10 protein-coding genes are annotated in these 13,442 nt (G+C 73.3%); 5 read left to right on the top strand and 5 right to left on the bottom strand.

Going from position 1 to position 13,442, the window contains the following annotated elements; translation table 11 throughout:
* Positions 1-1,597 (bottom strand): helicase-related protein (locus IEZ12_RS37910; RefSeq protein WP_268250236.1); only part of this gene is annotated, 1,597 nt, incomplete at its 3' end.
* A gap of 2 nt (positions 1,598-1,599) precedes the next feature.
* Positions 1,600-2,514 (bottom strand): class I SAM-dependent methyltransferase, encoded by a 915-nt coding sequence (locus tag IEZ12_RS07350; RefSeq protein ID WP_373295449.1) that lies wholly within the window; start codon positions 2,512-2,514, stop codon positions 1,600-1,602.
* A gap of 423 nt (positions 2,515-2,937) precedes the next feature.
* Between IEZ12_RS07350 and rpsA the strand changes: the two genes are divergently transcribed.
* The 3 genes from rpsA to IEZ12_RS07335 all read left to right on the top strand — a co-directional run bounded on the left by rpsA (position 2,938) and on the right by IEZ12_RS07335 (position 7,691).
* Positions 2,938-4,428, top strand: a complete 1,491-nt coding sequence (gene rpsA, locus IEZ12_RS07345) for a 30S ribosomal protein S1 (protein WP_043913368.1) — start codon at positions 2,938-2,940, stop codon at positions 4,426-4,428.
* A 456-nt stretch (positions 4,429-4,884) separates the two neighbouring features.
* On the top strand, positions 4,885-6,990 hold the full coding sequence (locus IEZ12_RS07340; RefSeq protein ID WP_189271309.1) for an MMPL family transporter: 2,106 nt from the start codon (positions 4,885-4,887) through the stop codon (positions 6,988-6,990).
* A gap of 56 nt (positions 6,991-7,046) precedes the next feature.
* Positions 7,047-7,691, top strand: coding sequence for an MBL fold metallo-hydrolase (locus tag IEZ12_RS07335; protein ID WP_100586950.1), 645 nt, complete (start codon positions 7,047-7,049; stop codon positions 7,689-7,691).
* A gap of 7 nt (positions 7,692-7,698) precedes the next feature.
* On the opposite strand, the gene IEZ12_RS07330 is transcribed toward IEZ12_RS07335, so the two are convergent.
* Positions 7,699-8,577: an alkaline phosphatase family protein gene (locus IEZ12_RS07330; protein ID WP_189271308.1), complete on the bottom strand. Its 879-nt coding sequence runs from the start codon at positions 8,575-8,577 to the stop codon at positions 7,699-7,701.
* A gap of 206 nt (positions 8,578-8,783) precedes the next feature.
* On the opposite strand from IEZ12_RS07330, the gene coaE reads away from it, so the two are divergent.
* Both coaE and IEZ12_RS07320 read left to right on the top strand, forming a co-directional pair.
* Positions 8,784-9,380, top strand: a complete 597-nt coding sequence (gene coaE / locus IEZ12_RS07325) for a dephospho-CoA kinase (RefSeq protein ID WP_189271307.1) — start codon at positions 8,784-8,786, stop codon at positions 9,378-9,380.
* 113 nt (positions 9,381-9,493) lie between these two features.
* Positions 9,494-11,572 carry an MMPL family transporter gene (locus tag IEZ12_RS07320; protein ID WP_189271306.1) on the top strand — a complete coding sequence of 693 codons (2,079 nt, stop codon included), beginning with the start codon at positions 9,494-9,496 and terminating at the stop codon, positions 11,570-11,572.
* Positions 11,573-11,625: 53 nt separating this feature from the next.
* Here the strand turns inward: IEZ12_RS07320 and IEZ12_RS07315 are convergent, their stop codons facing one another.
* Both IEZ12_RS07315 and IEZ12_RS07310 read right to left on the bottom strand, forming a co-directional pair.
* Positions 11,626-12,456: a sulfurtransferase gene (locus IEZ12_RS07315; RefSeq protein ID WP_189271305.1), complete on the bottom strand. Its 831-nt coding sequence runs from the start codon at positions 12,454-12,456 to the stop codon at positions 11,626-11,628.
* 68 nt (positions 12,457-12,524) lie between these two features.
* Complete coding sequence (locus IEZ12_RS07310) at positions 12,525-13,376, bottom strand: SAM-dependent methyltransferase (protein WP_189271304.1); 852 nt, start codon at positions 13,374-13,376, stop codon at positions 12,525-12,527.
* Positions 13,377-13,442: the final 66 nt, after the last annotated feature.

Here is a 13,442-nt window from a genome sequence, read left to right as displayed (position 1 = left end):
CGCCGCCCTCGCTGCCCCCGCGGGCCTTGGCGAGCCGCTCCGGGTACGCCAGGCCGACCACCAGGCCGACGGCCGCATGCGGCTCCGCGGATCCACCTGACGATCTGTCGATCTGCTGTTCCAGTCGGCGGGTCTCGTCCTTCCAGCGGCGCGCGTACGGGTCGTTGCCCTGCCTGACGGTGCGCCAGATGTGGGCCAGGTCGTCGCCGAGCGCGCGCGGCGGCTCCTCGGAGAGCAGCGCGACCACCTCGGCCGCGCGCCGGGAGCCCACCGCCGCGGCGCCGTCCAGCAGCGCGCGGGCCAACCGGGGGTGCAGGCCGGTGCGGGCGATCGCCCGGCCGCGGTCGGTGGGGCGGCCATCGGCGTCCACCGCGTCCAGCGCGCGCAGCGTGGTGCGGGCGGCGGCCATCGCCCCGGCGGGCGGCGGGTCGGGGAGGGCGAGGCCGGTGGCGTCCGGGTCGCCCCAGCAGGCGGCCTGGAGGGCGAACGACGTCAGGTCGGCGAGCGCGATCTCGGGCGTCGGGAAGCGCGCCGCGAGGGCGTCCTCCACCTCCGCCCAGCACCGGTACACCGTGCCGGGAGCCTCCCGCCCGGCCCGGCCGGCCCGCTGCCGGGCGGCGGCCAGCGAGGTGCGGACGGTGACCAGCCCCGACAGGCCGCGGGCGTGGTCGGTGCGCGGCTCTCGGGTCAGCCCGGAGTCGACCACCACCCGCACGCCCGGCACCGTCAGCGAGGACTCGGCGACCGAGGTGGCCAGCACCACCCGCCACCGCTGCCCGGCCGCCAGCGCCGCGTCCTGCACCGCCTGCGGGGCCTGCCCGTGCAGCTGCAGCACCTCGACGCCGTCCAGCTGCCCGGCCACTCGGGCGATCTCGCCCACGCCCGGCAGGAAGCACAGCACGTCCCCGTCCCGCTCGGCGAGCGCCCGGCGGACCGTCGCCGCGACGTGCTCCAGCAGCGCGGGATCGACCCGCGTCCCGTGCGGCGGCCGGACGGTGCCCGGCGGCGGCGCCCACACCGCCTCCACCGGGTGCGACACGCCCTCGGCGGCCACCACCGGCGCGCCGTCCAGCAACTCGGCCCAGGCGTCGGTGTCAGCGGTGGCCGAGGCCAGCAGCAGCCGCAGCTCCGGGCGGAGCGCTGCCCGGACGTCCAGCAGGAACGCCAGCGCGGTGTCCGCGTCCAGGTGCCGCTCGTGGCACTCGTCGAGCACCACGGTGTCCACGCCCGGCAGCTCGGGGTCGCGCTGCAGACGCTGCAGCAGGACGCCGGTGGTGACCACCTCGACCCGGGTGTCCGGGCCGACCCGGCGCTCGCCGCGCACCGTGAACCCGACCCGGCCGCCGACATTCTCGCCCAGCAGCCAGGCCATCCGGCGGGCGGCGGCCCGCACCGCCAGCCGCCGCGGCTCGGCGACCAGCACCCGGCGCGGCGGACCGGGGAAAGCTTCCAGCAGGCCCGCCAGCGCGAGTGGCACCAGCGTCGTCTTTCCGGTGCCGGGCGGCGCGGACAGCACCGCCGCGCCGTGCCCCTCCAACGCCTCGGCCAACCCGGGCAGCGCAGTGCGGACCGGCAGTTCGAGCCCCCCGGTGCGCACCGTCAGCCGTCCCGGCGGGCGACGAAGATCGCCGTCCCGGGGATGTGTCGGCCGCGCAGCGGGCTCCAGCCGCCCCACTCCTGCTCCAGCTCCTCCGGCCACTCCGGCTCGATCAGGTCGAGCAGCACGAACCCGGCCCCGACCAGCTCCCGCACCCGGTCGCCCAGCGTCCGGTGGTGCTCGACGTACGTCGCCACGCCCTGCTCGTCCTGCTCCACGTACGGCGTCCGGTCGAAGTACGACGACGACGCCGTCAGGCCCTCCTCGCCCGGCTCGTCGGGGAACGCCCAGCGGATCGGGTGCGTCACCGAGAACACCCACCGCCCGCCCGGTCGCAGCACCCGGTGCACCTCGCGCATCAGCCGCGAGGTGTCCGCGCTGAACGGCACCGCGCCGTACGCCGAACACGCGTGGTCGAACGAGCCGTCCGCGAACGGCAGCGTGGCCGCGTCCGCCTGCACCACCGCGACCGGCTCCAGGCCGCGGCCCAGATCGATCCGCCGCGAGTGCTGCAACTGCCGGTACGAGATGTCCAGCGCCACCGGCCGGGCGCCCTGCGCCGCCAGCCAGCGCGAGCACTGCGCCGCGCCCGACCCGATCTCCAGCACATCCGCGCCCTTCAGCGCCGCCGGCTCACCGAGCAGCCGCACCTCGGCCTCGTCCACCCCCTCCGGACACCAGGTGAACCGGTCGTCCCCCAGGAACTCCCCGTGCTCGTCCTGGTAGTCGTCCGCGTTCCGGTCCCACCAGTGCCGACTCGCCCGGCTCGATTCCACCTCCCCGGCCTCCCGCCGGAGCGCCTCGTCGCCGTCGTCGTCGTCCGGCTCGGCGTCGGTGCGGTAGGCGCTCGGGACGTCGTACTCGGCGGGGTCGTAGTCGCGGGACGCGTCGGGGCCGGGGGTGGTGGAGTGGGTCATGGAATCCGTCACGTAAGGTATGGGATGCGGAAGCGCCACTGCCGCGGAGTCGGTCCTTTGCGGGACCGGGTCGGGCCGTGGCATCCGGGGTAGGGCCGGTGTTCGAGCCGCCGCGAGGTGTGCCTTCGGAGGATATGGCCTGATCCGTCCCGGCCTCTACCGGTCTTGCCGCCTTCGGCATTGACCGTGTCCGGGTGTCCCCGTATGCTACAAGTTGCGCTGCGGGCCTGCGCGCCTCGGACGGAGCAGGTCGCGCTCGCATCTGTCGAAGACCCCAACGGTCGTCAGACGGGCATCGGGATTCCGGTTGGTGGAATCGATTCGGTGGCCGTTTTCCGGCCTGTACGGCTTTCGGTGGGAGCGATCAGGGCCCTCCGCGTGGCATTACTACGACTTCATGTCCGTACCGGAGCCCTTTTCCTAATGACGAGCCCCACCGACACCTCTGTCAGCACCACCCCGCAGGTTGCGGTCAACGACATCGGCGACGCCGAGGCCTTCCTCGCCGCCATCGACGAGACCATCAAGTACTTCAACGACGGCGACATCGTTGAGGGCGTCATCGTGAAGGTCGACCGTGACGAGGTGCTCCTCGACATCGGTTACAAGACCGAGGGTGTCATCCCGTCCCGCGAGCTCTCGATCAAGCACGACGTCGACCCCCACGAGGTTGTCGCTGTCGGCGACAACATCGAGGCCCTGGTTCTCCAGAAGGAGGACAAGGAGGGTCGCCTGATCCTGTCCAAGAAGCGTGCGCAGTACGAGCGCGCCTGGGGCACGATCGAGAAGATCAAGGAAGAGGACGGCATCGTCACCGGTACCGTCATCGAGGTCGTCAAGGGTGGTCTCATCCTCGACATCGGCCTCCGCGGCTTCCTCCCGGCCTCGCTGGTCGAGATGCGTCGCGTCCGCGACCTCCAGCCCTACGTGGGCAAGGAGCTCGAGGCGAAGATCATCGAGCTGGACAAGAACCGCAACAACGTGGTCCTGTCCCGCCGTGCCTGGCTCGAGCAGACCCAGAGCGAGGTTCGCCAGACGTTCCTCACCACCCTGCAGAAGGGTCAGGTCCGCTCCGGCGTCGTCTCCTCGATCGTCAACTTCGGTGCGTTCGTCGACCTCGGCGGCGTCGACGGTCTGGTGCACGTCTCCGAGCTGTCCTGGAAGCACATCGACCACCCGAACGAGGTTGTCGAGGTCGGCCAGGAGGTCACCGTCGAGGTTCTCGACGTTGACATGGACCGCGAGCGCGTCTCCCTGTCGCTGAAGGCGACCCAGGAGGACCCGTGGCAGCAGTTCGCCCGCACGCACCAGATCTCCCAGGTCGTGCCGGGTAAGGTCACCAAGCTGGTTCCGTTCGGTGCGTTCGTCCGCGTGGACGAGGGCATCGAGGGCCTGGTCCACATCTCCGAGCTGGCCGAGCGCCACGTCGAGATCCCGGAGCAGGTCGTCCAGGTCGGCGACGAGATCTTCGTCAAGGTCATCGACATCGACCTCGAGCGTCGTCGCATCAGCCTCTCGCTGAAGCAGGCCAACGAGTCCCTCGGTGCCGACCCGGCGTCGGTCGAGTTCGACCCGACCCTGTACGGCATGGCCGCGTCCTACGACGACCAGGGCAACTACATCTACCCGGAGGGCTTCGACCCCGAGGCGAACGACTGGCTGCCCGGCTTCGAGAAGCAGCGCGAGGAGTGGGAGCGGCAGTACGCCGAGGCCCAGGCCCGCTTCGAGCAGCACCAGGCCCAGGTCATCAAGTCCCGCGAGGCGGACGCGGCTGCTGCCGCCGAGGCCGGCGAGGAGGCCCCGGTGTCCGGTGGCGGCTCGTACTCCTCCAGCAGCGACGAGGGCTCCGGCGCGCTTGCCTCGGACGAGGCGCTGGCTGCTCTGCGCGAGAAGCTGGCCGGCGGCCAGAGCTGAATCGCTCTCGCTGAGTAGTTGACTCACGTAGGGACCCCCTGCCCAGGCTTTCCTGGGCAGAGGGTCCTTGTTTTTGTGCCCGCGCGCCAATGGGGGACGCTGCGCGGGGCCGGGTGAGGTGTGCCACGCGTGCTACCGGCTGAGCTCGCCCGGGCGGGGGCGCCGGACGTCGCCCGAGCTGTCCGCTTCGCGCGGCGCTCCCACCCCCTCGTCTCGTTCCGAGGCGGTGCGTGTCCTTCTGAGGAGCTTAAGTGGCGTTTATGTGAAGGGAATTGTGAGATGAGGCTCATCGTCCGGCTATAGGACGTTCGCGGCGTGACGCATACCTTGGGGTGAGTTGTCCGAAAGGCTCCCCGCATGCGCAGCTCGTGCTCCACCGCAGCAGAGGTCCAGGTTTTCCAGGTTCACGGTCGGTTGGCCGGGCTTGGGCGAGTGTGTTTTCGGTATCGGCGTTGGGTGTTGGGGTTCTGGGCGGTCGTGCTCGCGGTGGGGGTGCTGATCGGCGGGCGGGTGTTCGAGGGGTCGGTGGCGGGGACGGGGGGCGGGGGGTCGGAATCGGCGCGGGGTGTGGCGGTCGTGCAGGCGGCGGATCCGGTGCAGGGCACGGTGACGGCGGTGGTCGACGGGGCGCCGGTGGGGAGCGAGGGGGTCAAGGCGGCTGTTCAGCGGGCGAGTTCCGAGGTGGCGAAGCTGCCGGGGGTGGTCTCGGTGGCGGACACGTACTCGACCGGGGGCCAGCTGAGCGCGGGTGACGGCCGGGCGTCGCTGGTGAACGTGCGGATCGCGGACGGGGCGTCGGCGAAGCAGCTCAAGGCCGTGACGGACCGGCTGGAGCAGATCACCGCGGACGGGGCGCACACGGTGGTGGGCGGGGATCCGGTGCTGCAGCAGGAGGTGAAGGACCAGACGGCGCGGGACACCCGGTTCGGGGAGATCGTGACGCTGCCGCTCACTCTGATCGTGATGGTGCTGGTGTTCGGCGGGCTGGCCGCGGCGGGGCTGCCGGGGATCGGGGCGGTGGCCTCGGTGGGCGGGGCGTTGCTGGCGATGTTCGGGTTCAGCCGGATCATGGACATCGACACCAGCGTGCTGCCGATCGCGACGGTGCTCGGGCTGGGGCTGTCGATCGACTACGCGTTGCTGATGGTGAACCGGTTCCGGGAGGAGCGCGGTCTGGGCGCGACGATCGCGCAGGCGGTGGAGCGGACGTCGGCGACGGCCGGTCGGACGGTGGCGTTCTCGGGGCTGACGGTGGCGGTGGCGCTGAGCGGTCTGTTCGTGTTCACCAGCCCGGTGTTCCGGGCGGTCGCCGCGGCGGGGGTGAGCGTGGTGGTGATCGCGGTGGCGGCGGCGCTGACACTGGTGCCGGCGCTGCTGGGGTTCATGGGGCGGCGGATCAAGGCGCCGAGCGCGCCCGTCCCGGACGAGGGGTTCTTCTCGCGGACGGTGCGCCGGGTGCAGCGGCGGGCGGTGCCGGTGATGCTGGCGTGCGTGACGCTGCTGCTCGCGGCGGGGGCGCCGTTCCTGGGTTCGCACTTCCGCATCTCGGGCGCCGATGTGCTGCCGAAGAGTTTCGCGTCCCGGCAGGTCGCCGAGGCCGTGCAGGAACGTTTCCCGGCGCAGGCTCCGGCCCCGGTGCAGGTGGTGGTCGAGGGGACGCCGCAGCAGGCGCAGCACTACGCGGACAGCGTGGTGGCATCGCTGCCGGGCGTGTCCGGGGTGCGGGCCGTCACTCCCGTGTCGGACGGGGTGCAGACCGTGGACGTGCTGGTGAAGGGCGACCCGCAGGGGGCGGAGGCCAAGCGGGTGGTCGGTGAGCTGCGCGAGCACCGGGGCGGCCTGGAGACGTACGTGACGGGGGACGCGGCGTCGCTGGTGGACTTCCAGCACGAGCTCGGCTCGCGCGGGCCGTGGGCGGTCGGGCTGGTCGCGGCGGGGACGCTGGTGCTGCTGTTCATGATGACCGGGTCGGTGGTGCTGCCGGTGAAGGCGCTGCTGATGAACGTGCTGTCGTTGGGCGCGTCGCTGGGGGCGCTGACGCTGGTGTTCCAGCACGGGTACTTCAGCGGGCTGCTCGGGTTCACCCCGACCGGCGGCCTGGAGACCGTGATCCCGGTGCTGGTGTTCGCCTTCGCGTTCGGGCTGTCGATGGACTACGAGGTGTTCCTGCTGTCCCGGATCAAGGAGCTGCACGACCAGGGCCACGGCTGTCTGCGGTCGGTGGAGCTGGGGCTGCAGCGCAGCGGTCGGATCATCACTTCGGCCGGGCTGCTGATGGTGATCGTGTTCGCCGGGTTCGCCTTCGGGCAGATGCTCATGGTCAAGCAGATGGGCATCGCGCTGGCCGTCGCCGTCGCCGTGGACGCCACCCTGGTGCGCACCCTGCTGGTGCCCGCCACCATGTCGCTGTTCGGCCGCCTCAACTGGTGGGCGCCCGCCCCGCTGCGCCGCCTGCACCGCCGCATCGGCCTGAGCGAGCACGTCGAACTGCCGCCGCTGCGTCCGGCGGAGCTGCCCGCACCGCGGCTGCCGAAGGAGCCGGGACTGGTGGGCACGCCCTAGGACCGTCGGCGTCGTGCGCCCGGCGGGATCGGCCGGACAGGCCCTAGGGTGGCGGTATGCGACTGACGAAGTTCGGCCATGCCTGCGTCCGGATCGAGCACGCGGAAGGGGCGGTGCTGATCGATCCCGGCATGTTCACCGGCCCCGAGGCGGTGCGGGACGTGCGCGCCCTGCTGATCACCCACGAGCACGTCGACCACTTCACCGAACCGCAGGTGCGGGCCGCCGTCGAGGCGAACCCGGGGCTGCGGGTGTACACCAACCGTTCGGTGGCCCGGCAGTTGGAGGGCATCGGGGCGCGGGTGACGGTGGTCGGCGAGGGCGACGCGTTCGAGCTGGACGGGCTGCCGGTGACGGTGCACGGCGAGTGGCACGCGGAGATCCACCCGGACATCGAGCGGATCCCGAACATCGGGTTCCTGCTCGGCGGCCGGGTGTTCCACCCGGGCGACGCGCTGACCGTCCCGCCGGACACCGTCGACACGCTGCTGCTGCCGCTCGGCGCGCCCTGGCTGCGGGTCGGCGAACTGGTCGACTACCTGCGCGACGCCCGGCCCCGGCAGGCGGTGGCGATCCACGACGAGACGCTCAGCCCGGCCGGCCGGGCCGTGCACGGGCGGCTGCTCGGCCCGCAGGGGCCCGGCACCGGCGGGGTGGCGTACCGGACCCTGGACGTCGGCGAGTCGGTCGAGCTGGTCTGACGGTCGGTCAGAGGGCGGGCACGGCGGCCGTGAACGGGCGGCCGTCGAGCGTCCAGTGCGGGTCGGGGACGATCTCCAGCGCCGCGTACACGTGCGCCGCGACGTCGGTGTGGTGCAGCGGGCCGACCGGCGCGCCCGGGGTGATGCCGGGGCCGAACGCGGCGATCCAGGCGGTGCGTTCGAGGTCGCTGCGGCCGCCGTGGCCGCCCGCGTCGACGTGGCCGTGGTCGGTGACGACGATGACCGTCCACTCCTCGGCGGCGTACGTGGACCGTTCGCGCAGCGCGGCCAGCAGGCGGCCGAGGCGGGCGTCGGCGGTCTCGATGGAGCGGCGGTAGTCCTCGCCGCAGCCGCGGAAGTGCGCCGTCTCGTCGACCGCGCCGAGGTAGACGAAGGACGCCTGCGGGTCGTCGTCGGACCGGGCGAGCACGTACTCGGCCTCGGCGGTGACCCGCTCGTCGCAGACCTCCCACGCCTCCGGGGTGTCCTCCAGCGGGGCGATGTACGAGAGCCGGCCGGGCGCGTTGAACAGCGGGCCGCCGTCGCGGGCCAGGAACAGCGGCTCCCAGCCGCCGACCGCGAAGGTCCGGCGGCGGTGGGCCTTGGCCAGCCGGGTGGTGAAGTCCGGGAACACGTCGAGCCGGTGGCCGCCCAGGTGGTTGCCGAGCACGCCGTGCTTGGCGACGCCGACGCCGGTGGCGATGGTCGCCCAGCACGGGCCGGACATCGTCGGGGTGGCGTCGTCCACCTCGACGGGGCTGAGGAAACCGGCGGCGGCGACCGCGTCCAGGTGCGGGGTGTGCAGCTCGGGCAGCAGGTCGAGACGGACGCCGTCGATGCCGACGACCAGGACCCGGCGCGGGCCGGCGGGCCAGATGCTGGACACGGATGGTGCTCCGATCGTTCGATGGTGGTGCAGGTGTTCGAGCTGTTCGGCACCTTAGCGGCCCGAGCGGGCCCGTAGAGCTGTACGGACAACTTTTTCCGGACGTCCCTTGGACGAGGGCCCGGAGAGTTCCTTCGGAGTTCGCCCGGTGTTCGTCCCGCCCGGGCCGCCGCGAGCGCCGCGGTACGGGCCGGTAACCTGGCGGCATGCTGAGGATCGGACTGACGGGCGGCATCGGCGCGGGCAAGAGCGAGGTCTCCCGCCAACTGGCCGCGCTGGGCGCGGTGATCGTCGACTCGGACCTGATCGCCCGTGAGGTGGTCGCCCCCGGGACGCCCGGACTGGCCGCGGTGGTCGCCGAGTTCGGCCCCGAGGTGCTGCTGCCCGACGGCGCGCTCGACCGTCCCGCGCTCGGCCGGATCGTCTTCGGCGACCCGGCCCGCCTCGCCGCGCTCAACGCCATCGTCCACCCGCTGGTGCGGGCCCGGTCCGCCGAACTGGAGGCCGCCGCCGGCCCGGACGCGATCGTCGTGCACGACGTCCCGCTGCTCGCCGAGAACGGTCTCGCCCCGCTGTACGACCTGGTCGTGGTCATCGATGTCCCCGACGCCGAACGCCTGCGCCGCCTGACGGCGCTGCGCGGCATGCCCGAGGACGAGGCCCGCGCCCGGATGGCCGCCCAGGCCACTCGTGAGGACCGCCTCGCCGTCGCCGACCTGGTCCTCGACAACAGCGGCGACCTCGACGCTCTCACCGCCCGCGTCCGGGAACTCTGGCGGCAACTGGCGCAACGCAGCGCCTGACCTGCGCCGATCGGGTCGCGGCGCGCGCGGGCCGGCGGGCCCGGCCCGATGCTGGGACGAGGAGGGCGCGGCGGACGGCCCCGCCCGGGGTCGTCGACTGGGGGCCGGTCGCGATGAGTTCCGGCAGAAGATGGTCCGCGCTGCCGTGCGGGCGGCGCGGCAAGTGGGTGGTGCTGGCGCTGTGGCTGATGCTGCTGCTGGCCGCCGCGCCGCCGGCCGGGAAGCTGATGGGCGCCGAGGACAACCAGGCGTCCAGCTGGCTGCCCGCGAACGCCGAGTCGACCCGGGTGCAGGAGGCGCAGCGCCGGTTCCAGCCGGTGGACACCGCCGAGGCCGTGGTGGTGTACGAGCGGTCGGGTGGCGTCACCGCCGAGGACCGGGCTGCGGCGGCCCGCGACGCCGAGAGCTTCGCCGGCGCGCCGCACGTGGTCGGACCGGTGGTCGGGCCGACCGTCTCTGCGGACGGGCAGGCGATGCAGACCGTGGTGCCCGTCGAGGTCGGCACCAGCGGGTGGAACAACCTCAAGCCCGCCGTCGACAGCATGCGCGCCACCGCCGCGGCCGACGCGCCGCCCGGGCTGGTCACGCACGTCACCGGCCCCGGCGGGATCGCCGCCGACCAGGCGAAGGCGTTCGAGGGCATCGACAGCACGCTGCTGTTCGCGACCGTCGGCGTGGTGGTCGTCCTGCTGCTGCTCACCTACCGCAGCCCCGTGCTGTGGCTGCTCCCGCTGCTGTCCGCCGGGGCGGCGCTGACGGTGGCCGAGGCCGTCATCTACCTGCTGGCGAAGCACGCCGGACTGACCGTCAACGCGCAGAGCGCCGGCATCCTGATCGTGCTGGTGCTCGGCGCGGGCACCGACTACGCGCTGCTGCTGACCGCCCGCTACCGGGAGGAACTGCGACGCCACCAGGACCGGCACGAGGCGATGGCCGCCGCCCTGCACCGGGCCGGGCCGGCCGTCCTGGCCAGTTCGGCGACGGTCGTCGCGTCGATGCTGTGCCTGCTGGTCGCCGAGATGAACTCCACCCGCGGCCTCGGCCCGGTCTGCGCGATCGGCGTGGTCGTCGCCCTGCTCGCGATGCTCACCCTGCTGCCCGCGCTGCTGGTGACCGTCGGACGCTGGGTGTTCTGGCCGGTCCGCCCGGGCTACGGCACGCCCGAGCCGACGAAGACCGGGCGCTGGGCGCGGATCGGCGCCTGGATCGCCGACCGCCCCCGCAAGGTGTGGATCGCCACCGCGCTCGCCCTGGCCGCCTGCACCGCCGGGCTGGTCTCGCTCGACGCGACCGGCCTGAGCGCCGCCGGATCGTTCACCGGCACCCCCGACTCCGTCACCGGCCAGCAGGTGCTGGCCGCGCACTTCCCCGGCGGGACGGGCGCGCCGCTGTCGGTGATCAGCAACGCCGGCCCGCCGCTGGACGCCGTCCGGCAGGCCGCCGCGAGCACCGCCGGCATCGCCGGGATCGGCCCCGCCGAGGTGCGCGGCGGCGAGGCCTTCTTCCCGGCGACCCTCGCCGACGCCCCCGACAGCGCCGCCGCCCGCGCCACCGTCGACCGGGTCCGGACGGCCGTGCGCGCCGTGCCCGGGGCGAACGCCCAGGTCGGTGGCCCCACCGCGGTCGTCCTCGACGCCGGACGGGCCGCCGCCCGCGACAACCGGGTGATCATCCCGCTGGTCCTGGCCGTGGTGCTGCTGATCCTCGCCGCCCTGCTGCGCGCCGTGGTCGCGCCGCTGGTGCTGATCGCCACCGTGGTCCTCTCGTACGCGGCGGCGCTCGGCATCAGCGCCTTCTTCTTCGCGCACGTCTTCCACTTCGAGGCCCAGGACCCGGCGTTCCCGCTCTTCGTCTTCGTCTTCCTGGTCGCCCTCGGCATCGACTACAACATCTTCCTGATGACCCGCGTCCGCGAGGAGTCCGCCCACCTCGGCACCCGCCGCGGCGCCGTCGCCGGCCTCGCCGCCACCGGCGGCGTCATCACCTCCGCCGGCCTGATCCTCGCCGCCACCTTCGCCGTCCTCGGCACCCTCCCCCTGGTGGGCTTCGCCGAAATCGGCTTCGCCGTCGCCCTAGGCGTCCTCCTCGACACCCTGGTCGTCCGCTCCGTCCTGGTCACCGCCCTCACCGCCGACCTCACCCACCACATGTGGTGGCCGGGCCGGCTGTCCAGGGCGGTGGAGGTCGACTGAGGTGCGCCGCAGCGCTGCGGGCGGTCACCGACCGGGGTGAAATGGCGTGGACCTCAGGTTCCCGTGGCCACCGGGAGGGCGGTTTCCGGGCGGCCCCAGTCGGACCAGGAGCCGTCGTAGACGGTGGGGGTGGGGTGGGCGGTGAGGTGGGCGGCGAAGGCGAGGATGCAGGCGGTGACGCCGGAGCCGCAGGTGGTGATGAGGTGGGGGCGGTGGGTGGTGGCGGTGGTGAGGCGGGTATGGAGGGCGGGGAGGGGGAGGTAGCGGCCGTCGGGGGTGAGCAGGTCGGTGAAGGGGAGGCTGGTGGAGCCGGGGAGGTGGCCGCGGCGCAGGTGGGGGCGGGGTTCGGGGGCGTCGCCGGTGAAGCGGTCGTGGGAGCGGGCGTCCAGGACGGCGGTGGCGGGGTCGGTGAGGGCGGCGGCGACGGTGTCGCGGTCGACCAGCAGGCCGGGGCGCGGGCGGGCGGTGAAGTCGCCGGGGGAGTACGGGAGTCGACGGGTGGTGACGGGGTGGCCGGCGGCCTGCCAGGCGGGGAGTCCGCCGTCCAGGACGGCGGCGCGGTCGAAGCCCATGGCGCGCAGCATCCACCAGGCGCGCGGGCTGGAGTAGATGCCCGCGCCGTCGTAGACGACCACGGTGGAGCGGTCGTGGACGCCGAGGGCGCGCAGTTCGCGCTGGAAGTCGGCGGCCGACGGCATGGTGTGCGGGAGTTCGGACGACGGGTCGGACAGCGGTCCGTCGAGGTCGAACGGGCGGGCGCCGGGGATGCGGTGGGCGGCGTGGCGGTGGGCGCCGACGCTCGCGTCGAGGACGACCAGGTCGGGCCGGTCGAGGCGGGCGGCCAGCCAGGCGGCGTCGACCAGGGGCGGCGGCAGTGCGGTCATGGCGGGGGCTCCGTCGGTGAGGGGAGCCTCATGATCGCACCGCCGCCGCCCGGCGGTTGAGGGCGGCGTCAGGGCTTGCGGGCGACGCCGGCCCAGATGGCGACCTGGCCGTCGGTGTCCTGCGGGGCCTGGTCGGGGCGCCACAGCGGGGCGGTGACCAGGCCGGGTTCGAGCAGTTCCAGGCCGTCGAAGAAGCGCAGCACCTGTTCGCGGCTGCGCATGGTGAGCTGCGCGGTCGCGGAGCGGTAGACGGCGGGGCCCTTCGAGGCCTCGGCCGGGTCGACGAAGTCGGCGGTGCCGTGCGAGAGTGCGAGGTAGCTGCCGGAGGGCAGGGCGTCGACCAGGGTGCGGACGATCCCGTACGGGTCGTCGGCGTCGTCGATGAAGTGCAGGATCGCGAACAGCATCACGGCGACCGGCTTGCCGAGGTCGAGCAGTTCGCGGACGGCGGGGTCGGTGAGGATCGCCTCGGGGTCGCGCAGGTCGGCCTGCAGGACGCTGACGCTGCCCAGCTGCGCGCCGGCCAGCAGGGCCCGGCCGTGCACCAGCACGATCGGGTCGTTGTCCAGGTAGGCGACCTTGGCGGTGGGATCGACGGCCTGGGCGATCTCGTGGGTGTTGCCCGCGGAGGGGATGCCGGTGCCGATGTCGAGGAACTGGCGGATGCCCTGCTCGGCGGCGAGGGCGCGGACCGCGCGCTGCAGGAAGGCGCGGTTGGCGAGGGCGCTGATCCGCACCAGTGGGCTGAGTGCGAGCACCTGTTCGGCGGCGGCCCGGTCGGCGGGGAAGTTGTCCTTGCCGCCGAGGTAGTAGTCGTACATTCGGGCCGGGTGCGGGATCTCCGGGCGCAGCTCGGCGGACGGCGGCGGACACTGCTCGCCGGACATCCAGTCGAGCGAGATCTCCTGATGATCGGTCATATCCGGCCCCCCGTCGGTGGAACACGCTTTCGGGGGCAGCATAGACGGCCGGGAAACCGGTTCGAC

It is taken from the genome of Kitasatospora griseola (genome assembly GCF_014648555.1).
Taxonomy (GTDB): Bacteria; Actinomycetota; Actinomycetes; order Streptomycetales; family Streptomycetaceae; genus Kitasatospora; species Kitasatospora griseola.
The sequence above is the reverse complement of the archived record's forward strand: the minus strand, read 5'-3'. Positions and strand labels throughout refer to the sequence as shown.